Here is a 20,047-nt window from a genome sequence, read left to right on the forward strand (position 1 = left end):
CCCCGTTTCCGGCGACCTGGTCGCCGAGCCGCCGAGCCTTCACGGGATCTCCACCCCGTCCCGGGCACCTTTCACAAAGCTGAAGCCGTCCCTGCCGGGACGCTATCCATCATGAGAAGGAAACACCCATGCGCGGATCGCAGGAACCGGGCGGACTCGTCCTGATCGTCGAGGACAACCGCAACATTTCGGAAATGGTGGGCGAATACCTGGAGGGCCGGGGATTCGAGGTCGATTACGCCGCCGACGGGCTCGACGGTTATCGGCTTGCCGCCGAGAACAACTACGACGTGGTGGTGCTGGACCTGATGTTGCCCCGCCTGGACGGGATCGAGGTCTGCAAGCGCCTGCGCGAGGAGGCCCGCAAGTCCACGCCGGTGCTGATGCTGACGGCGCGCGACACGCTCGACGAGAAGCTGACAGGCCTGTCGTCGGGTGCCGACGACTACCTGACCAAGCCCTTCGCGATCCAGGAACTCGAGGCGCGCCTGCGGGCGCTGATTCGGCGCGAGCGCCGCCAGGTCGGTTCCGAAGTGCTCAAGGTCGCCGACCTGGTACTCGATCCGGCGTCCCTGCGCGCGACGCGGGGCGGCACGGAACTGCAGCTCTCCCCGATCGGCTTGAAGCTGCTCACGATCCTGATGCGGGAATCGCCGCGGGTGGTCAACCGGCAGGAGATCGAGCGCGAGATCTGGGGCAACAGCCTGCCCGACTCGGACACCCTTCGCAGCCATCTGTACAACCTGCGCAAGACCATCGACAAACCCTTCGACAAGCCCCTGCTGCACACCGTGCAGAGCGCGGGCTACCGGATCGCCGACATCGAGCAGCCGCCGGCCTGAGGGCCCGGCCTGGCCATGTCAGAGGGTCTGCCGCGCAAGCTGCGCTACGTCTTTGTCCTGCAGGCGGTGATGGCGAGCTTTGTCATCGTCATCGGCTTCTACTTCGTCGGCATGTTCGTCAAGGACGCGCTGATCGGTGGCCGGGTCCAGGACGAGGCCGACCGTTACTGGGCGGTGATCGAGCGGCATCCGGAGTTCCCCTTGCCGCGCAACCCGAACGTCAACGGATACTTCGTCCCCAGCGAGGCCGAACCGAACGGGGAAGGCGTCCCTCCCGAGTACCTGCCGCTGGAACCCGGCCTGCACGACCTGCCCGGCAGGGTGAAATTGCTGATCGACGAGCGGCCCCAAGGCCGGCTGTACGTCAGCATGTCGTTCCCGCTGGTGGACCGGGTGGTGTTCTGGGCCGGGCTGGTCGCGATCGCGATGGCCTTGCTGGCGATCGCCGCCGTCAGTTGGCTGACCTACCGCAGCGCCAGGCGGCTGGTGGCACCCGTCGACTGGCTAGCGCAGGAAGTCTCGAGCTGGGATCCGCGCGAGCCCGATACCGATGCGATCGATGCGCGGCACATGCCGGGACACCCGGGACGCGAGGTCCAGCAGCTGGGCAATGCCTTGCGCGACCTGGCCGAGCGCACCCGGCAATTCGTGCAGCGCGAACGTGAATTCACCCGCGACGCCAGCCATGAACTCCGGACACCCCTGACGGTGATCAGGGTGGCCACCGACATGATGCGCGCCGATCCGGACACGCCAGAGAAATTGCGCAAGCCGCTGCAGCGCATGCAGCGGGCCGGACAGGACATGGAGGCGGTGATCGATGCCTTCCTGATCCTGGCGCGCGAGGCGGAGGCCACGGCGCCCCTGGACGAGTTCGACGCCTGCGAGGTGGCGTGGGAGTCCGCCGAGAAGGCCCGGCGGCTGCTGGACGGCAAGCCGGTGGAGCTCGACGTGGTCTGCGACGCGTCGCCCCGGCTGCTGGCGCTGCCCCGGGTGCTCTCGGTGATGCTGGACAACCTGCTCAGCAATGCCTGCAACTTCACGGAGGAAGGCCGCATCGAAGTGCGCGTGCAAGCCGACCGGCTGGTGGTAACCGACACTGGGATCGGCATGTCGGCCGAGACCCTGCAACGCGTCTACGACCCGTTCTACCGCGCCGACCAGTTCGGTGCCGGAGGCAAGGGCATGGGCCTGTCGATCGTGCACCGGCTCGGGGAGCGCTTCGGCTGGCCGGTCGCCTTGCAGAGCGCGCCGGGCGAAGGGACCACCGCGACGATCGACCTCACGAAGCACCTGGCGTGAATCCACGGTTGCCGGCCGCCGTGGCCGTCGGTCCGCCGGCAACGCCTGGCGGCAATGCCCGCAGGCGGTATCCTGCGACCATGTCCCCTGGAGCCTGCCCATGCATCGATTCCTCCTCCCGCTGCTGCTGGGCGCCTTCGCCGTTGACGTGAGCGCCCAGGAACCGCGCACCGCGCTGGTGATCCACGGCGGCGCCGGGGTGATCGAGCGCGCTGCGCTCAGTGCCGAAGACGAGCGCGCGATTCGCGCCGACCTCGATCGCGCGCTCGATGCCGGCCACGGCGTGCTGTCCTCGGGCGGGAGCGCACTGGACGCGGTGCAGGCCGCGGTCGCGGTGCTCGAGGATTCCCCCCGGTTCAATGCCGGAAAGGGCGCCGTGTTCAACGCCGAGGGCGGGCATGAACTCGACGCCTCGGTCATGGAGGGCCACACCCGGCGCGCCGGGGCGGTGGCCGGCGTCACCACGGTGCGGCACCCGTTGCAGCTGGCGCGGGCGGTGATGGAGCACACCCCGCACGTGATGCTGGCGGGCCCCGGTGCGGAGGCCTTCGCCGATACCCGCAAGGACATCGAACGCGTCCGCAACACCTGGTTCGACACCGACGCCCGTCGCCGGCAGCTGGACCAGGCCCGCGCGCGGGAAAGCGCGCAGGCGCTCAACGCCATTCCCACGGTCGACGGCGCGTATTTCGGCACCGTTGGCGCCGTCGCACTCGATGCGCAAGGCTACATCGCCGCGGCGACCTCGACCGGCGGGATGACCAACAAGAAGTGGGCGCGGATCGGGGATTCGCCGATCATCGGCGCGGGGACCTGGGCGGACGCGCGTTGCGGCGTCTCGGGGACCGGATGGGGCGAATTCTTCATCCGCAATGCCGTGGCGCACGACATCTGCGCACGCATGGCCTACGGTGGCGCCACGCTCGCGGAGGCCGCCGAGGTGGTGGTCATGGACGTGGTTCCCGCGCATGGCGGCGACGGCGGCGTGATCGCGCTCGACGCCGAGGGCAACATCGCCATGCCCTTCAACACCTCCGGGATGTACCGCGCCTGGGTGAGGCCCGATGGCTCGCGCGGGACCGCGATTTTCCGCGACCCGGACTGACGCCTGTTCCGTGCCCCCCGGCCCAGGCCGGGGCGCAATGGTCGTCGGCGGCGGTGGCGCTTGTGGCAAAATATCCCGGTCTGCGGCGATCGCCGCGCCCGCCGAGACGCGCTTGCCGCTGCTTCCACGCCCTCTTGTTGCGACGTCCCGAAACGACGGTCCTCGTTCAGGTGGCGCTGGCCGTGCCGCGGGCCGACTTCAGGGCGCGTTGCGTCCGTGATGGCGGACGAGCGCGGCCACCTGCCGCGGCGACCGGCGAGGATCCTGATGGCGACGCGGTGGTCGCTCCAGGGGTTGCGCGACGCATGGCTGCACGAATCCTCGTTCCGCCTCGAGGTCTGCCTGTTCCTCGTGATGGCACCGGCAGGCTGGTGGCTGGGCGGCAATGGCGTGGAACGTGCGCTGCTGGTGGGGGCATTGCTGCTGGTACTGTGCGTGGAGCTGGTCAATTCCGCCATCGAGACCGTGATCGAGCGCTTCGGCGCCGAACACCACGTGCTCTCGGGACGTGCGAAGGACATGGGATCGGCGGCGGTGATGGTCGCCATGCTCAATGCCGCGCTCGTCTGGGGCGCGATCCTGGGCCCCCGCTGGTGGACATGATGGATCTGCCGCTGCCGGAAGTGGCGAAGAGCGCTAGGACGAGAACTAGGACGAGGACGCAATGATCGAGATGTTATCCGACCCGCAGGTCTGGATCCTGCTGCTGACGCTGAGCACGATCGAGGTCGTGCTGGGCATCGACAACCTGGTCTTCATCTCCATCGCGGTCAGTGGCCTGCCGCCCGAACGCAGGGAGTTCGCCCGCAAGTTCGGGATCGCGGTGGCCTGCATCACCCGGATCCTCCTGTTGCTGACCCTGGCATGGCTGGCGGGCCTGACGGATGATCTTTTCGCGCTGTTCGGGCACGGAATCTCGGTGCGCGACCTGATCCTGATCCTTGGCGGGCTGTTCCTGGTCGTCAAGGGCGTCCTGGAAATCCGCCAGCTCGTGCTGGGCGGCCACGGCGACGACTCGGGCACCGGCAAGGCGGCCAGTTCGTTCGCGTTCGTCATCGTCCAGATCGCGGTCATCGACATCGTGTTTTCGCTCGACTCGGTGATCGCCGCGGTCGGCATGGCCGGTGACTACGTGCCCGTGATGGTGGCCGCGATCCTGATCGCGGTGGCGGTCATGCTGCTGGCGGCGCAGCCGATGGGGCGGTTCATCGACAACAACCCGACGATCAAGATGCTCGCGCTGGCCTTCATCCTGCTGATCGGCGCCTACCTGATGGCCGAGGGTTTCGACCTGCACATCCCGCGCGGATACATCTACGGCGCGATGGGCTTCTCGGCCATGGTGGAAATCCTCAACCTGTGGGCCAAGCGCCGCGCGCGCGGACTGCCTCCCGTCGTCTGACCCGGACCCACGCGAACCATGAGCTACCTGCACCAGATCGATCCGATCGCGCTCCAGTTCCCGGCCTTCGAGCTGTTCGGGCGGCAGTTCCATCCCGCGGTGCACTGGTACGGGGTGATGTACCTGCTCGCATTCGCGACGGCCTGGTGGCTGGGCCAGCGCCGGATCCGGGCAGGCCGGCTCCCGGGCGTGGACCTGAACGGATTTGGCGACCTGTTGTTCTACGGCATGCTTGGCGTGGTGCTCGGCGGCCGCGTCGGCTACGTGCTCTTCTACGCCTTCGACGATTTCCTGGCCGATCCGCTGATGCTGCTGCGGGTGTGGGACGGGGGCATGAGCTTCCATGGCGGCCTGCTCGGTGTCCTCGTGGCCGCCTGGTGGTGGGCCCGTTCGCGGGGCCTGCACTTCTTCGACGTGATGGATTTCGTGGCGCCGTGGGTGCCACCTGGGCTGGGCCTGGGCCGTCTCGGCAACTGGATCGGCGGCGAACTCTGGGGCAAGCCGACCGACGCCGGCTGGGGCGTGGTCTTTCCGCGTGCGCTGCCGGTCGAGCTGCAGCAACTCGACACACCGGCCTTGCGCGAACGCTTCGACGCCGGCCTGCTCGATGTCTTCGCCCGGCATCCCTCGCAGCTCTACCAGGCGTTCCTGGAGGGCCTGGTTTTGTTCGCGGTGCTGTGGTGGTTCTCGGCCCAACCCCGCCCGCGGTACGCGGTCTCCGGGATGTTCGCGGTGCTGTACGGCGTCTTCCGGTTCGCCGTCGAGTTCGTGCGCGAACCCGACCAGCAACTGGGTTACCTCGCCTTCGGCTGGTTGACGATGGGGCAATTGCTGAGCCTGCCATTGATCGCGTTCGGCCTGTACCTGCTGTGGCGCTCACGCTCGGCTCCCACGCTGCATCCGCACCCGGCGGAGCCCGAGGCCACCGAACCGGCCGGTGGGGGGCGCTGAGCCCCCTCCCATGGAGCCCACCACAAGCCCGTTCGATGAAGCCCGTTCGATGAAGCCTGTTCGATGAAGCAATACCTCGACCTCCTCCGCCACGTCCTGGAGCACGGCACCGACAAGGACGATCGCACGGGGACCGGCACCCGCAGCGTGTTCGGTTGGCAGATGCGCTTCGACCTGGGCGAGGGCTTCCCGCTGGTCACCACCAAGAAACTGCACCTGCGTTCGATCGTCCACGAGCTGCTGTGGTTCCTGAAGGGCGAGACCAACATCGCCTACCTCAAGGAAAACAAGGTCAGCATCTGGGATGAATGGGCCGATGCCGATGGCGAACTCGGTCCGGTCTACGGCAAGCAGTGGCGGCGCTGGGCGGCAGGCGATGGCCGCGAGATCGACCAGATCCGGTGGATCGTCGACGAGATCGGGCGCAACCCCGACTCGCGCCGGCTGATCGTCAGCGCCTGGAACGTCGCCGAACTGGGCGACATGGCGCTGATGCCGTGCCACACGCTGTTCCAGTTCTACGTGGCCGGCGGCAAGCTCAGCTGCCAGCTGTACCAGCGGAGCGGCGACATCTTCCTGGGCGTGCCGTTCAACATCGCCAGCTACGCCCTGCTGACCCACATGGTGGCGCAGGCCACCGGGCTGGGCGTGGGCGATTTCGTGCATACGCTCGGCGATGCGCATCTCTACCGAAACCATTTCGAGCAGGCACGGGAACAGCTGTCCCGCGAACCGGGCCCGCTGCCGCGATTGCGGCTCAATCCCGAGGTCCAGGACGTCTTCGCCTTCAGCTACGACGACATCGCCATCGAAGGCTACGCGCCGCAGCCGGCGATCAAGGCCCCGGTCGCGGTCTGAACAGGCCCATGGCGGTTTCCGAGCATCCCGACATCGTCCTCGTCGCGGCCATGGACCGGTGTCGCGGCATCGGTGCCGACAACGCACTTCCCTGGCGCCTTCCGGACGACCTGAAGCGGTTCAAGGCCCTGACGCTGGGCAAGCCGTTGCTGATGGGACGCAAGACGGCGGAGTCCCTGGGCCGGGCGCTTCCAGGGCGGTGCAACCTGGTGCTCACGCGCTCCGGGCAGGCGCCGTTCGACGACATGCGGCCGGTCTCGTCGCTCGAGGAAGCCGTGCAGGTCGCGCGCGGGGACGGCGCGGACGAACTGTGCGTCATCGGCGGTGGCGAGGTCTACGCGCTCGCGATGCCGCGGGCCCTGCGGATGCACCTGACCCATGTCGACACCGTTGTGGATGGTGCGGATGCGTTCTTTCCGCGTTTCGACGCGGACGCATGGCGGGTCGTGTCCCGGGAATCCCGCGTGGCGGATGAGCGGCACCCGTTCGCGTTCGACTTTGTGGATTACGTCCGCGCCTGACGCGGCGAAGTGCCGCTCGCGATGCGTTCGCTCGCGCTGAAGTACGCCGATGCCCTGCCCCCCAGCGGCACCTCGCGAAACAAGGCGGCTACGCGTCTTTCCCAGGCACCTGCACGACGTGCAACGCCTCGCTGTCCAGCCTCAGCGCGGTGAGCTTGCCGCCCCAGACGGCGCCGGTGTCGATCGCATGCACGCCCAGGCCCAGGAACAGCCCCAGCGCCGACCAGTGGCCGCAAACGATCTTCAGGTCGCGCTCGGCGCGCCCCGGCACCTCGTACCAGGGATACAGGCCGGGCGCCTGCGTTCCCGGCGCGTCCTTCTCCTCGAATGCGATGCGCCCACGGGGCGTGCAATAGCGCAACCGGGTGAAGACGTTGATGATCGCGCGTTGGCGATCGAGCCCCTTGAGGCCCTCGGACCAGTTGGGGCGGTCGCCGTACATGTTCTTGAGCAGCTTCCGATAGCTTTTGCCCCGCAACGTGGCCTCGACCTCGCCCGCATGCTGTTCCGCGACCTGGGTGGTCCACTTCGGCGCCAGTCCCGCATGCACCATCATCCAGCCCAGGGCACGGTCCACGTGGACCAGCGGTTGCTGGCGCAGCCAGTCGAGCAGCACGTCTCGATCCTCGGCGAACAGGACGCCCTGCAGGTCGGGATTCACGCGGCGCTGGTCGGCATGGCTGCGCTCCGCGATCGCCAGCAGCGACAGGTCGTGGTTGCCCAGCACGGACACGGCGTTCTCGCGCAACGAATGCACGAGGCGCAAGGTTTGCAGGGATTCGCCACCGCGGTTGACCAGGTCGCCGCAAAACCACAGCCGGTCGGACGCGGGGTCGAATGCGATGCGCTCCAGCAGCCGCTGTGTGGGTGCGTAACAGCCCTGCAGGTCGCCGATCGCCCAGACAGCCATTCAGTGCCCGCCCTTGTCGATGCCCGGGAAGCTCAATGCAGGGTGCGCGGGACGGCGAGCGTGAACGGCGGGATCGGGGCATCGAAACGGGTCCCGTCGTCGCCGACCATGTCGTAGCTGCCTTCCATCGTTCCCACGGCGGTCTCCAGCACGGCGCCGGAGGTGTAGGTGAACTGCTCGCCTGGTTCCAGCCGCGGTTGCTCGCCAACCACGCCTTCGCCGCGGACTTCGTCGACCTTGCCGTTGGCATCGGTGATCAGCCAGTGCCGCGCCAGCAGTTGTGCCGGCAAGCGGCCGAGGTTGCGGATGCGGATGGTGTAGGCGAAGACGTAGCGGTCGTCTTCCGGCGCCGATTCGTCGTCCAGGAACCGGGTCGCGATCTGGATTTCGAGGGTGTAATCGGAGGTCTCGTCCATGCCCACAGTGTAAGCCGGACGCGTGAACGCCCCGACTATGCGGGCGTGGTGGCATTGGCGAGTCGGATGAAGTCCGCGACCGGCACTTGTTCCGCCCGCAAGGCCGGGTCGATGCCGGCGGCCTGGATCCGGTCGCCATCGCAGCACAGCCGCAAGGCATTGCGCAGCGTCTTGCGGCGTTGGCCGAACGCGGCCCGGACGATGGCCGCGAAATGCCGCGCATCTTCGATGCCGACCTGCACCGGGTCGCGCGGCACCAGCCGGACCACGGCGGAGTCGACCTTCGGCGGCGGCCGGAATGCGCCCGGACCCACCGGGAACAGCGCAGTGACCTCGCACCACGCCTGCAGCATCACGCTGAGCCGTCCGTAGACCTTGCTCCCCGGCGGCGCGGCCATGCGGTCGACGACCTCCTTCTGCAGCATGAAGTGCATGTCCCGGACCACGGCCGCATGGTCGAGTGCATGGAACAGGATCGGCGACGACAGGTTGTACGGCAGGTTGCCCACCAGTCGCAGCGTGCGTCCCGCCGCGAGCTCGGTGAAGTCGACATCGAGCACGTCGGCATGGACCAGGGTCAGGTCGCCGTGGGGCGCGGCTGCGGCGGCCAGCGGGACGAGCAGGTCGCGGTCGAACTCGATCGCGGTCAGCGCGCCATGGCGTTGGAGGAGGGGAAGGGTCAACGCCCCCTGCCCGGGGCCGATCTCGACCACGCAGTCGCCCGGTTTCGCGTCCAGCGCCAGCAGGATGCGGTCGACGACGCCGCGCTCGTGCAGAAAGTGCTGGCCGAGCGATTTCTTGGCCCGTCCGCTGAAGGCATCGTTCATGCCAGGCGTGCTCCGAGCGGAACGTCGCCATCGGGGACGCACAGCACGACGTCGCCCGCGTCGTCGTGGAAGCCGGTCACCAGGCATTCGGACATCATCGGTCCGACCTGCTTCGGCGGGAAATTCAGGACGGCAACCACGAGGCGGCCGACGAGATCCCCGGGTGAGTAGCGCGCCGTCACTTGCGCACTGGACTTGCGGAGACCGATCCCAGGACCGAAGTCGATCCTGAGCACGTAGGCGGGCTTGCGCGCGCGCGGAAAGGGTTCGACCGACACCACGCGCCCGACGCGCAGTTCCACGCGCATGAACTCCTGCCAGTCGATCAGCGGTTCCGTCACGAGGCTTCCCCGCGCCGTGGCCGGCCCCGCGCGGCCAGGCGGGCGCAGGTCTCGATGGCAGCGAACAGGCTGGAGGGATCGGCCTGGCCGGTCCCGGCGATGTCGAGCGCGGTGCCGTGGTCGACCGCGACGCGCGGGTACGGCAGGCCCAGGGTCAGGTTCACCGCGCGCTCGAAGCCGCTGTACTTGAGCACGGGCAGCCCCTGGTCGTGGTACATGGCGAGCACCGCATCGAAGCCTTCGAGCTTTCGGGGCAGGAAGGCGGTGTCGGCTGGCAGCGGACCCACCAGCTGGAGTCCCTCGGCGCGCAGTCGCTCCAGGCTGGGGCCGATGGTTTCGAGTTCCTCCTGGCCCAGGAGGCCGTCCTCGCCGGCATGCGGGTTGAGGCCGAGCACCGCGATCACCGGCGCGGCGATGCCGAAGTCCCGCCGAAGCGCGGAATCGACGATGCGCAACGTGCGCGCCAGCACCGCCGGGGTGATCCGCCCGGGAACCTCCCGCAGCGGAAGGTGGGTTGTTGCGAGCGCCACGCGCGCGACGTCGTTCGCGAGCATCATCACCACCTCGCAGCCGGCGTGGCCGGCCAGCAGCTCGGTGGTGCCGGTGTAGGCGATTCCACCGGCATTGATCGTGGCCTTGTGGACCGGCCCGGTGACCATGCCATCGAATCGGCCATCGATGCAGCCTTGCGCCGCCGACAGCAACGCCTCGACCACGGCGCTTGCGTTTCGCGGATTCGGGGAACCGGGATCGACGCCGACCGTGTTCGGCCTGTCGATGAACCCGATTGGCAGGCCATCGACCGCGGCCGATCCTTCCCCAGCCACGGAATCATCCCCACAGGGGGGGAGGGGAAGCGGGAGGGCCAGGCGTGCCGCGGCCTGCTGCAGCACGGTGCGGTCGCCTATCACGGTGATTTCGGCGTCCCAGCGTCGCTGGAGCGCCCGGACGCAGAGTTCCGGCCCGACGCCGGCCGGTTCGCCCGGGACCAGCGCGAGCCGGGGGCGCCTCACTCAGCCGCCGCTGGTGGCGTCGTCGGCGTTGGCGCCCGTGCGGATGTCGACGTAGGCTTCGCCGCGCATCTCCCGCAGGAAGCGGTTCCAGTCGTCCTCGAGCTTGCGCTGGCCGATCGTCTCGCGAACCATGGCCCGGCGGTTCTCGTCGGTTGCGTCGACCTGGCGGGAGCCGATGCGCTGCACCACATGCCAGCCCGCATCGGTCCGGAAGGGCGCGGAGACTTGCCCGTCCTCCAGCGCGGTGACTTGCGCGCCGAACAGTGGGCCGAAGTCGTCCGCGTTGAACCAGCCCAAGTCACCGCCGGCGCTCTTGGTGCGGGTGTCCTCGGAGTTGGCGCGGGCGACTTCGACGAAGTCCGCGCCGCCGGCGATGCGTGCCCGCAGGGTGTCGATCTTCGCCTTGGCCTGGCCATCCTCCGCACCGTCCTCGGCGCGGATCAGGATATGGCGCGCCTGGTACTGGGTCACCATGCCCCCGCCGGACGTGGCCTGCGCGCCCTGGCGCGTCTCGACCAGTTGCAGCAGCTGGAAACCGCTGGGACCGCGCAGCGGCCCGATGATCTGGCCGGGCTGCATGCCGCGGATGGAACCGGCGAAGGCTGCAGGGATCTCGTCGATGGTGCGCCAGCCAAGGTCGCCGCCCTCCAGGGCGTTCTGGCTGTCGGAGTAGCGTACGGCCGCTGCGGAAAAGTCCATCTCGCCGCGCTCGAGCAGTCCCTTGACACCCTCGATCTTCTGCTCACCGGTCGCGATCTGCTCGGCGGTCGCGCCTTCCGGCAGGGCGACCAGGATGTGCGCCAGGCGATACTGCATTGCATTGCCCTGCGTGGCGAGCGCGGCATCGACTTCCGCGTCGCTGACGCTGATGCGGCTTTGCGCGAAGCGCTGGCGCAGGCGCTGGATCATGAGCTCGTCGCGCAGCGAATTGCGGAATTCGGGGTAGGACAGCCCGTCGCGGACCAGTTGCTGCCGCAGCTGCTCGGGCGTCGAATTGTTCTGGCTGGCGATGTTCGCGATCGCCGCGTCGACTTCGGCGTCGCTGACGCTCACGCCGGTGGCTTGTGCGCGCGCCGTCTGCAGGCGCACCAGGATCAGCCGCTCCAGCACCTGGCGCTCGAGGACGTCCCGCGGAGGCAGTTGGCCGGGACGGCCCGCGTACTGGGTGAGGATGTTGCGTACCGCGCGATCGAGCTCGCTGCGCAGGATGACGTCTTCGTCGACGACGGCGGCGATGCCGTCGAGCGGCTCCACCGATTGCGCCTGCGCATTCGGTGCAAGCAGCAGGCAGGCGGCAAGCAAGGGCGCGAGCACGAGGGCGCTTGCGAAAAACGGAAGTTTCTTCATGGAATCGGGTCGGGGAGTGGGGTGTTGGCGTCGCGGTCATCGCCGTCCTGGACCTGCAACGGCGGCACGAGATAGAGGTCATCCCGGTAATAACCGAGGATAGCACGGCGCAGGCGGCGCTCCGTGTCGGGGCCGGCGGACCCCAGGCCCTTCAATTCGATCTCCAGCTGGATCGCATCGTTCAGCTCGCCCAGGCGATTGCGCAGGTAGCGTCGGCCGACCAGGCGGACCGCCAGGCAGCAGCTGTCCCATTGCACGCCGGCGATGGCTTCGAGCAACTGGTGGTCCTGGAGCGAATAGTAGTAGCGGCCCACCAGGCTCCACGCGGGCGTGAGCGGATACAGGAAGGAGAAGTCGACCTGCTGCAACAGGTCGCGGCGGTTGCGATAGCTGAAGTTGACGACACCATCGTCGCCGATCAGGTAGCGCGTGCGGATGCTCGCGAGGTCCTCGCGCCGGAACTTCGGGTCCCACTGGTAGGTGGCGCTGACCGACCAGCGATCGTTGATGGCATAGCTGGCATCGGCGATCCATGCCGACTTGCTGCGGTCCAGCGGCACTTCGCCGGGCACCGTGACCCGGGAGTCATCGAAGTAGCGGATCTGCCCGATGCTGGCGAACAGTTTTTCCCGACCGTCCTCTTCGTTGATCAGCCGCGTGCTCAGGGCAAGGGTCAGCTGGTCGGCATCGGCCTGTCGATCCGCGCCCGAGTAGCGGTTGTCGCGGAACAGCTGGCCGTAACTGAAGGTCAGCGGCTGGGTGTCGAACAGGGGCAGGTCGCTCTGGTCCCGGTAGGGCGACTTCAGGTAGAAGATCCGCGGTTCCAGTGTCTGCAGGTAGGATTCGCCGCCCCAACTGGCCTGCCGGTCGAAGAACAGGCCGGCATCCACCGTGGTGACCGGCAAGCTGCGCGACGGAGAAGTGTCCGCGGTCGGTGAACCGTTGCCGAGGGCGATGCTGTCCGCCATGTCCTGGTCGAGCGCATAACCGGTGTAGCGCCACGCGAAGGTCGGCTTCACGAACCAGGAGGCGCCCTCCAGCGGGAAGCTGATGTACGGCATCAGGTCCAGCCGCGACCCGCCGGGCCGCGTCGCGGAGTCGGTGTGCTCGAAGCGCACCAGCTCGGCGTCGACGCCCGCGACCAGCCAAGGCTGGAACGGCTCCTCCCAGCGTCCGTAGAGCCGCGGCAGCCGGTTGTAAGGCAGGTGGAAGTCGCGCAACGTGTAGTCGCTGAGTTGCCAGTGGTCGGCCATCAGCCCGGCCTCCCAGTTGCGGCCACGCCCGAACACCCCGGCGCTGCTGAGCAACTGGTAGCTGGAGAAGCTGCCGACGTTGCTGCTCATGTCCTCGAGGTAGCGTGGATCGCTGATCCAGTTCAGGTCCGCGCGCGCCTGCCATTGGTCCCCGAGGTTCTCGTGGCCCCGGAAGCGGAGCGATCCGCGATCGTCCTTGCGGCGGTTCTCCTCCGGGATGCCGAGTTCGATCTCGCGCTGGCGGCCGTCCTCGGCAAGCTTGTCGGAGGGGAAGAGCTCGATGTCGAATTCGCCCGCCCCCGAGTCGGTCAGGTAACGGAATTCCGTGCCCAGCAGGAACCCGCGCTTGGTCATCAGGCGCGGCTCGAGCGTCATGTCGAAGTTCGGTGCCAGGTTGAGGTAGATCGGCTGCCGCCAGTCGAAACCATTGCGCCCCGAAAGCGACACGGTCGGGTACAACAGGCCGGTGCGGCGGCGGTCGTCGGTGGGGAAGGGGAACCACGGGATGTACAGCACCGGCACCTTGCCGACGCGCAGCGTCGCGTTGCGGGCCACGCCCATGCCCTTCTCGTTGTCGATGTCGATGCGGCCGGCGCGCAATTCCCACAGGCGCTCGTCGGGGGGGCAGGTGGAATAGGTCGATCCGTGGAACGACCCCTGGTCGCCCTTGATCTCCACGCGGTCGGCCCCGCCGTTGCCGCGGCGCTGGGTCAGTTGGTAGCGGACGTTGTCGACGCGGTGGGTGTCGTCGTTCTGGTCGCCTTCCAGCCGTTCGGCCTCCAGCCGCATCGCGGAATCCTGGTAGCGAATGCTGCCGTCCGCCACGTAGGTACCGGCCTCGCTGTCGTAGGTCAGGTTGTCGGCGCCCAGGAACTGGTCGCCGCGACGCAGCGTGACGTTGCCGCTGTAGTTGAGGGTCTCGCCGTCGATGCCGTCGAGCATGTCGCCGGCGATATCCGTGGGCTGGGCTTCGCGCGCATCGGGGTCGCCGACCGGTGGCTGCGCGTCGGCGAATGCGGGTACCGCGTCCACGACCGGGCAAAGCGAGTAGTCGGGCGGCTTGTCGCCGCTCTGGGCAACGGCCGGCGGGGTCGCGAGGGCACAGGCGATGCACAGCGGCAGCGGGAGCAGGCGGAGGGTTGGGCGCACGCGGATGTCCGTCGTCGAAAACGTCCGCTAGCTTGCCGCATCCCTCCGGCAGCGGCAATGCGCCCATCGGCGGCATGCGACTCGTGTCCAGCCGGCGGTCAGCGAGGCGTTGGGACCTGGGCCAGGCGTTCGGTGCAGTCTCGGCGACCCCATTGGACGGGCCGCGGGCTTGCCGATGATGCGAGACCCGGCCGTGCGGCCGGGCCACCAATGCCGGAACGTGCTTCCCCGGCCTCAGGTGCGCAGCGCGGCGACATGGGCGACGCTGCATTCGCCCAGCGCCTGCAGGTCGTAGCCCCCTTCCAGCACCGAGACCAGGCGCCCCTGCGCATGCGTTTCGGCCAGCGTGCGCAACTCCCCGGTCAGCCAGGCGTAGTCATCCGCGACCAGCTGCACCTGTGCGAGCGGATCGCGCCAATGGGCGTCGAAGCCGGCGGAGACCAGCAGCAATTGCGGGGCGAAGGCCTCGATCGCAGGCAGCAGCCGGTCGCGCCAGGTGGCGCGGAAGCCCTCGCTGCCTTCGCCGGGGGCGAGCGCGGCGTTCAAGATGTTGCCCACCCCGCGTTCGTCGGGATGGCCGGTGTCCGGGTACAAGGGCATCTGGTGGGAGCTGAGGTACTGCACGCGGGGCTCCGACTGGAAGATGGCCTGGGTGCCGTTGCCGTGGTGGACGTCGAAATCCACGATCGAGACGCGCGCCAACCCGTGGTGTTCCAGTGCATGCGCCGCGGCCACCGCCACGCCATTGAACAGGCAGAAGCCCATCGCCTGGCTCGCGGTCGCATGGTGCCCGGGCGGCCGCACGGCGCAAAAGGCGGTCCTGGTTTCGCCTGCCAGGACGCAGTCCACCGCCGCGACGGCCGCACCCGCGGTGCGCAATGCGGATTCGGCCGATTCGGGCGAAAGCACGGTGTCCGGATCAAGATGGATACGCTCGGCCGGTCGCGTCTCCAGCACGGTATGCAGCAGCTCCCCCGAGTGCACCCGCAGCAACTGCCCGCGGGTGGCGCGTGGCGCCTCGCGCCAGTCCAGGTCGTCGAACTGCGCGCGCAATGCGTCGACCACCGCTTGCAAGCGTTGCGGACGTTCCGCGTGCCCCGGGCCGGTGTCGTGCGCGAGGCAGGCAGGATGGGTGAAGACGGGAAGCGGCACCGAGGCAGGCACCGTCAGCGCTTGCGGCGCTCGTGGTTCCACAGCACCTCGCCGTGGCCGCTCTCGCGCGCCAGGACGCGGGCGAGCACGAACAGCAGGTCCGAGAGCCGGTTGAGGTACCGGATCGCCTCGGGCCGGACGGCATCGTGGTGCGACAACGTGACGGCCTTGCGCTCGGCCCGGCGTACGACGGTACGCGCGACATGGCAGCGCGCGGCGGCCTCGCCGCCCCCGGGCAGGATGAAATCCTTCAACGCCGGCAATGCCTCGTTGTAATGGTCGAGGTGCTGTTCCAGGCGCTGCACGTCGCCGTCGTCGATCGCTGCGTGTCCGGGGATGCAGAGTTCCCCCCCCAGGTCGAACAGCTGGTGCTGGATCGTGGTCAGTAGCTCGGCCATGGCTTCGGGCAGTTCGCACGCCAGCAGCAAGCCAATGCACGAGTTGGCTTCGTCGACCGTGCCATAGGCGCAGACCCGCGCCGAGTCCTTGGCGACGCGGGTGCCGTCGCCGAGGCCGGTCGTGCCGTCGTCGCCGGTCTTCGTATAGATCTTCGAGAGCCGGTTACCCATGACTACCCCGCGTGGCACCACAGGGAGCCACTCGTACCCCGCGGTGGGAAGCGCAGGGCCGGGCAGCATCGCCGTTGCATGCGTCGATGAAGTCGCCGCAGCGGATGGCAAGACGATCGCCCACCACGCGTCCCCGGGTCAGCGGCGCTGCGGCGGAGCGAGGCCGTGGGCCCCGGCCTTCGCCAGCGCGACATGGGCGAGGGCGACAAGACCGGTGTACATCGACGCGACCCCGAGGTAGGGGGGCAGCCAATCGCTGTAGTTCTTCCACCAACCTGCCAGCGTCGGTGCGGCGACGCTGCTGCTAAGCCAGTAGAAGCTGCCCTGCGCGAGCAGGTGGCACACGGCCACGGACGCGACCAGGCTGGCAGCCAGCAGGCCCAGTGCACGCCAACCGCTGTCGATGCCCTGCCTCCGCAGCCACATGCCCCCGCCCCACAGGGCGAAGTACGCAGGCACCAGGGCCCAGTACGCCGGCGAGACGCAGTAGTGCCGCCAGAAGTCCAGGCCCTGCGAGCGGATCACGAGCCAGTCGACCACGACCGCCAGCGCCATCAACGCCGGGAACGCCCAGCGGCTCCAGTCGCGCAGGTAGTAGCCACCGATGAAGAACACCGCCCAGGACGCATCCGGGATGGCCGCGAAATGGTGCAGCCGGGTGGCGGCCATCGCGACGGCGAGGGCGGTCAGGATGGAGGCGCGCTGGGCGACGCTGGGATTCATGCAGGGCTCCGGTGGGTGCTGCTTGCGGACAGGCGACCATTCTAGCGGAGGCCCGTGAGGGGTGGTGCTGTCGCTATCATGCCGCCATGGACGCGGCGGCCAGTGACATGCATGACGTGCTGATCGTGGGCGGCGGCCTGGTCGGCGCGAGCCTGGCGATCGCGCTCGACGCCCACGGCCTGGACGTGGGCATGGTCGAGGCCACGCGGCCCGGCTCGCTCCCCGCGGTGTTCGACGAGCGCAACCTGAGTTTCGCCGACGCCACCGTCAACGCACTCAATGCGCTCGGCGTCCTGCAGGCGTTGCGCGAACCCGGCGAACCGATCCGCCGCATCCACGTCAGCCGCAAGGGCGATTTCGGGCGCGTGCTGCTGCGTGCACCGGACTACGGACGGGAGGCGTTTGGCCAGGTCGTGGTGGCGCGCGATTTCGGCGAAGCCTTGGAGACCCGCCTGGCCGGACTGGCCTCGCTCACCCGATACCGGCCGGCGCGATTCGTCGCATTGGGCGAGCCAACCCCGGACGACGACCACCGCAGCGTCCATGTCGAGACGCCGGATGGAACGAGGACGTTGCATACGCGCCTGCTGGTGGCGGCGGACGGGACCCGGAGCGGCGTACGCGATGCGCTCGCCATCGCCTGCGACGAGCATGACTACGGACAGAGCCTGTTCGTGGCCCGGGTGCGGACCGGGCGTGCCCCGGACGGCACCGCCTACGAACGGTTGGGCGATGATGGGCCGACCGCGCTGCTGCCGCGCAGCGATCGCCACTATGGGTTGGTGCATGGCGTGGCCAGCGCCGATGCCCCGGAGGTGCAGGCCATGGGCGATCCGGAGTTCCTGGCGCGCGTGCAGCAGGCGTTCGGATGGCGGGCCGGGAAGCTGCAGTCCGTGGGCGCACGCAGCGTCTACCCCGCGCTGCGCGTTGCCGCGAGTCGCACGATCGCCCCGCGTGCGGTGCTGGTCGGCAACGCGGCGCAGACCATGCATCCGATCGGGGCCCAGGGCTTCAACCTGGGCTTGCGCGACGCGTTGACGCTGGCGGAGTTGATCGGCGAGCGACCGGGCGACCCGGGCGCCCCGGACCTGCTCGAGTCCCATGCCGCGCGCCGCGCGGAGGATCGCCGTCGCACGCTGGCCTTCACCGACGGGCTGGCGCGGCTTGCCTCGGGCAAGGCCCCGGCACTGTCCCCCTTGCGCAGCCTGGGGTTGCTGGCGCTGGATCGGTCTGCGTCCGCGCAGGCATTCCTGGCCGGTGGCGCGATGGGGTACCGCGGCGACGTTCCGGCGCTGTGTCGTCCGGGTGGATCGTGAGCCGGCGCCAAGCGGATGCGATCGTGGTCGGTGGCGGGGTGGTCGGGGCCGCCTGCGCGCTGGCCTTGTCGCGGCTCGGGCTCGATGTCGCCCTGGTCGAGGCCAGGCGACCGGACGCCTGGTCGCCGGGATCGCCCGACCTGCGCGTCTATGCCTTCGCCCCGGACAATGCCTCCCTGCTGGAGGATCTGGGTGTCTGGGGTCACGTGCTCGAGGCCCGCGCGCAACCGTATCGGTCGATGCGCGTCTGGGATGCCGCGGGCGGCGGCGAGCTGGCGTTCGACGCCGATGCGCTGGGTCGGCCCGAACTGGGCTGGATCGTCGAGCATGGCCTCCTCGTCGACGTGCTGTGGCAAGCGATCGCACGCAGCAACGTTCGCCTGCTTTGCCCCGCGGCCGTGGAAGCGCTGCAGCAGGACGACGCCGGCGTGGAACTGCGGCTGGACGACGGAACGCGCGTGGCCGCGACCGTGGCCATCGCCGCCGATGGCGCGCAGTCGGCCGTGCGCCGGCTGGCGGGAATCGACGTCTCCGTGCACGACTACGCGCAGCGTGGCCTGGTGGCCTATGTCCAGACCGACCTGCCGCACCAGGCGACGGCCTGGCAACGGTTCCTGCCGACCGGACCCCTGGCCTTCCTGCCTTGCGCGGATGGCAGCAGCTCGATCGTGTGGACCCTGCCGGAGGACGAAGCCGAACGGGTGCTCGTCCTGGATGACCAGGCCTTCGGAGCGGTGCTGACGCGGGCCTTCGACGCCCGGCTGGGCGAGGTTGCGCCGCGGTCGCGCCGGGTCGCGTTCCCGTTGCGTCGGCAGCTCGCCGACACGCATGCCCGGGGTCGCGTGCTGGTGCTGGGGGATGCGGCCCACGTGGTGCATCCGCTGGCGGGACAGGGCGTCAACCTGGGGCTGCGCGACGTGTCGTCGCTGGTGGCCTGGGTCGGGAAGGCCCGCGGCTCCCGCCAGGACTGGCGGTCCGGGGAAAAACTGGAGCGCTGGGCGCGGGGTCGGCGGAGCGAGGCGGCCGTCGCGGCGCATGCCTTCGACGCGATCAACCGGTTCTTCAGCAACGATGCCCTGCTGCCGACGGCCTTGCGTGGTCCCCTGCTGGGGCTGGCCGGGCGCCTCCCACCGCTGTCCCGCGGTTTGTGGCGGAAGGCGGCAGGCCTGTAGGCACGAAAAAACGCCCGCATCGGGGATGCGGGCGTTTCCGGGAGGGCCGGCACACGGAACACCGGCACCACGGGCCATTGGCGACGCTGGCGCTTACTTGTCGTCGCGCCAGGCCTTGTACTCGGCCAGGGTCAGGCTGCCGCTGTCGTCGCTGTCGTAGCGGTCGAAGACCGCCGCCAGCTGCGCGTCGACGCTGGCCTCACCGCTGTCGATCGCGGCATCGCCATTGGCGTCGGTGGCGACGAAGTTGGTACGGATCGGATCGTTCGGTGACGAGGTCACGTTCACGGCTGCCGTGGCGGTCGCTGCCGGCGCGGGCATGGGCGCCGCGACCGGCGGCGGTGCCGACGGCATCGCAGCGGCCTGCTCGGCAACGTTGGCGGACACTTCCGCGTTCGCGGCCGCGCGATCCGCCTCGTGCATGGCGGCGTGGGCCTTGGACGCGGCCTGTTGCGCGCGAGTGGATGCCTCCTCCGGCAATGCGGTGCCACCCTGGGCGGCATCCTTCGCCGAATTGGCTTCGTCGGCGGCGTTCGACGCCGCCATCGCGGCAGCCTGGGCCTTGACCGAGGCATCCTTCGCCATGTCGGCATTCGCGTCGGCGGACACGGCGCCTTCGACGGTCAGCGCCCCGCCTTCATCGGCGGCGACCGCGTCCTGCACGGCTTCCATCGCGTCCTCGGCGTCGTCACGCGCCGCTTCGGCATCTTCCATGGCCGCTTCGGAGGTCACGTCGGTCCGGACCTTGGCCTCTGCGGAGCCGGTCTTCGACTGGGCGAATGCAGCGCCGCCGGTCCCCAGCAGGGCGGCGAGCGCGACGGTCAGCAACTGTTTCTGGTGCTTCGTTTTCATGTGGGGAATCCTCGTTCGACGGGGGG

At 69.1% G+C, this 20,047-nt stretch carries 21 protein-coding genes; 10 read left to right on the top strand and 11 right to left on the bottom strand.

Annotation, left to right across the window (positions count from 1 at the left end; genetic code table 11):
• Positions 1-128: 128 nt before the first annotated feature.
• The 8 genes from ABD970_RS11920 (at position 129) to ABD970_RS11955 (ending at position 6,981) form a co-directional block, all read left to right on the top strand.
• The gene (locus ABD970_RS11920) at positions 129-842 is read left to right on the top strand and encodes a response regulator transcription factor (RefSeq protein WP_345295747.1); all 714 of its coding nucleotides are present in this window, start codon (positions 129-131) and stop codon (positions 840-842) included.
• 15 nt (positions 843-857) lie between these two features.
• A complete protein-coding gene (locus ABD970_RS11925; protein WP_345295748.1) occupies positions 858-2,144 on the top strand; it encodes a sensor histidine kinase in 1,287 nt (428 codons plus the stop codon).
• A gap of 100 nt (positions 2,145-2,244) precedes the next feature.
• Positions 2,245-3,249 (top strand): isoaspartyl peptidase/L-asparaginase family protein, encoded by a 1,005-nt coding sequence (locus tag ABD970_RS11930; RefSeq protein WP_345295749.1) that lies wholly within the window; start codon positions 2,245-2,247, stop codon positions 3,247-3,249.
• Between the two features lie 219 nt (positions 3,250-3,468).
• Positions 3,469-3,852, top strand: a complete 384-nt coding sequence (locus tag ABD970_RS11935) for a diacylglycerol kinase (RefSeq protein ID WP_345295750.1) — start codon at positions 3,469-3,471, stop codon at positions 3,850-3,852.
• 61 nt (positions 3,853-3,913) lie between these two features.
• A complete protein-coding gene (locus ABD970_RS11940; RefSeq protein ID WP_345295751.1) occupies positions 3,914-4,651 on the top strand; it encodes a TerC family protein in 738 nt (245 codons plus the stop codon).
• Positions 4,652-4,669: 18 nt separating this feature from the next.
• Positions 4,670-5,602, top strand: a complete 933-nt coding sequence (gene lgt / locus ABD970_RS11945; RefSeq protein ID WP_345295752.1) for a prolipoprotein diacylglyceryl transferase — start codon at positions 4,670-4,672, stop codon at positions 5,600-5,602.
• Between the two features lie 63 nt (positions 5,603-5,665).
• Entirely contained in the window at positions 5,666-6,460 is a 795-nt protein-coding gene (locus ABD970_RS11950; protein WP_345295753.1) for a thymidylate synthase, read from the top strand.
• A gap of 8 nt (positions 6,461-6,468) precedes the next feature.
• Positions 6,469-6,981 carry a dihydrofolate reductase gene (locus tag ABD970_RS11955; protein WP_345295754.1) on the top strand — a complete coding sequence of 171 codons (513 nt, stop codon included), beginning with the start codon at positions 6,469-6,471 and terminating at the stop codon, positions 6,979-6,981.
• A gap of 88 nt (positions 6,982-7,069) precedes the next feature.
• On the opposite strand, the gene ABD970_RS11960 is transcribed toward ABD970_RS11955, so the two are convergent.
• The 10 genes from ABD970_RS11960 to ABD970_RS12005 all read right to left on the bottom strand — a co-directional run bounded on the left by ABD970_RS11960 (position 7,070) and on the right by ABD970_RS12005 (position 16,681).
• Positions 7,070-7,891, bottom strand: coding sequence for a symmetrical bis(5'-nucleosyl)-tetraphosphatase (locus ABD970_RS11960; protein WP_345295755.1), 822 nt, complete (start codon positions 7,889-7,891; stop codon positions 7,070-7,072).
• A 32-nt stretch (positions 7,892-7,923) separates the two neighbouring features.
• Entirely contained in the window at positions 7,924-8,307 is a 384-nt protein-coding gene (gene apaG, locus ABD970_RS11965; RefSeq protein WP_345295756.1) for a Co2+/Mg2+ efflux protein ApaG, read from the bottom strand.
• Positions 8,308-8,342: 35 nt separating this feature from the next.
• Positions 8,343-9,134 carry a 16S rRNA (adenine(1518)-N(6)/adenine(1519)-N(6))-dimethyltransferase RsmA gene (gene rsmA, locus ABD970_RS11970; protein ID WP_345295757.1) on the bottom strand — a complete coding sequence of 264 codons (792 nt, stop codon included), beginning with the start codon at positions 9,132-9,134 and terminating at the stop codon, positions 8,343-8,345.
• Positions 9,131-9,475: a tRNA-binding protein gene (locus ABD970_RS11975; protein WP_345295758.1), complete on the bottom strand. Its 345-nt coding sequence runs from the start codon at positions 9,473-9,475 to the stop codon at positions 9,131-9,133. Before ABD970_RS11975 ends, rsmA begins: the two co-directional genes overlap by 4 nt.
• Entirely contained in the window at positions 9,472-10,488 is a 1,017-nt protein-coding gene (gene pdxA, locus ABD970_RS11980; protein WP_345295759.1) for a 4-hydroxythreonine-4-phosphate dehydrogenase PdxA, read from the bottom strand. The genes ABD970_RS11975 and pdxA overlap by 4 nt, the downstream gene beginning before the upstream one ends.
• A complete protein-coding gene (locus ABD970_RS11985; protein WP_345295760.1) occupies positions 10,489-11,835 on the bottom strand; it encodes a peptidylprolyl isomerase in 1,347 nt (448 codons plus the stop codon).
• Positions 11,832-14,237 (bottom strand): LPS assembly protein LptD, encoded by a 2,406-nt coding sequence (gene lptD / locus ABD970_RS11990; RefSeq protein ID WP_345295761.1) that lies wholly within the window; start codon positions 14,235-14,237, stop codon positions 11,832-11,834. Before lptD ends, ABD970_RS11985 begins: the two co-directional genes overlap by 4 nt.
• Before the next feature lie 234 nt (positions 14,238-14,471).
• On the bottom strand, positions 14,472-15,389 hold the full coding sequence (locus ABD970_RS11995) for a histone deacetylase family protein (RefSeq protein ID WP_345295762.1): 918 nt from the start codon (positions 15,387-15,389) through the stop codon (positions 14,472-14,474).
• A gap of 14 nt (positions 15,390-15,403) precedes the next feature.
• The gene (locus tag ABD970_RS12000; RefSeq protein ID WP_345295763.1) at positions 15,404-15,958 is read right to left on the bottom strand and encodes a cob(I)yrinic acid a,c-diamide adenosyltransferase; all 555 of its coding nucleotides are present in this window, start codon (positions 15,956-15,958) and stop codon (positions 15,404-15,406) included.
• A gap of 138 nt (positions 15,959-16,096) precedes the next feature.
• The gene (locus ABD970_RS12005) at positions 16,097-16,681 is read right to left on the bottom strand and encodes a hypothetical protein (RefSeq protein WP_345295764.1); all 585 of its coding nucleotides are present in this window, start codon (positions 16,679-16,681) and stop codon (positions 16,097-16,099) included.
• Between the two features lie 86 nt (positions 16,682-16,767).
• On the opposite strand from ABD970_RS12005, the gene ubiH reads away from it, so the two are divergent.
• Complete coding sequence (gene ubiH, locus ABD970_RS12010) at positions 16,768-17,997, top strand: 2-octaprenyl-6-methoxyphenyl hydroxylase (protein WP_345295765.1); 1,230 nt, start codon at positions 16,768-16,770, stop codon at positions 17,995-17,997.
• Positions 17,994-19,169: an FAD-dependent oxidoreductase gene (locus ABD970_RS12015; RefSeq protein WP_345295766.1), complete on the top strand. Its 1,176-nt coding sequence runs from the start codon at positions 17,994-17,996 to the stop codon at positions 19,167-19,169. Before ubiH ends, ABD970_RS12015 begins: the two co-directional genes overlap by 4 nt.
• A 93-nt stretch (positions 19,170-19,262) precedes the next feature.
• Here ABD970_RS12015 and ABD970_RS12020 read toward each other — a convergent pair whose 3' ends face one another.
• Positions 19,263-20,021, bottom strand: coding sequence for a hypothetical protein (locus ABD970_RS12020; RefSeq protein WP_345295767.1), 759 nt, complete (start codon positions 20,019-20,021; stop codon positions 19,263-19,265).
• Between the last annotated feature and the right edge of the window lie 26 nt (positions 20,022-20,047).

It is taken from the genome of Luteimonas vadosa (genome assembly GCF_039543545.1).
Taxonomy (GTDB): domain Bacteria; phylum Pseudomonadota; class Gammaproteobacteria; order Xanthomonadales; family Xanthomonadaceae; genus Luteimonas; species Luteimonas vadosa.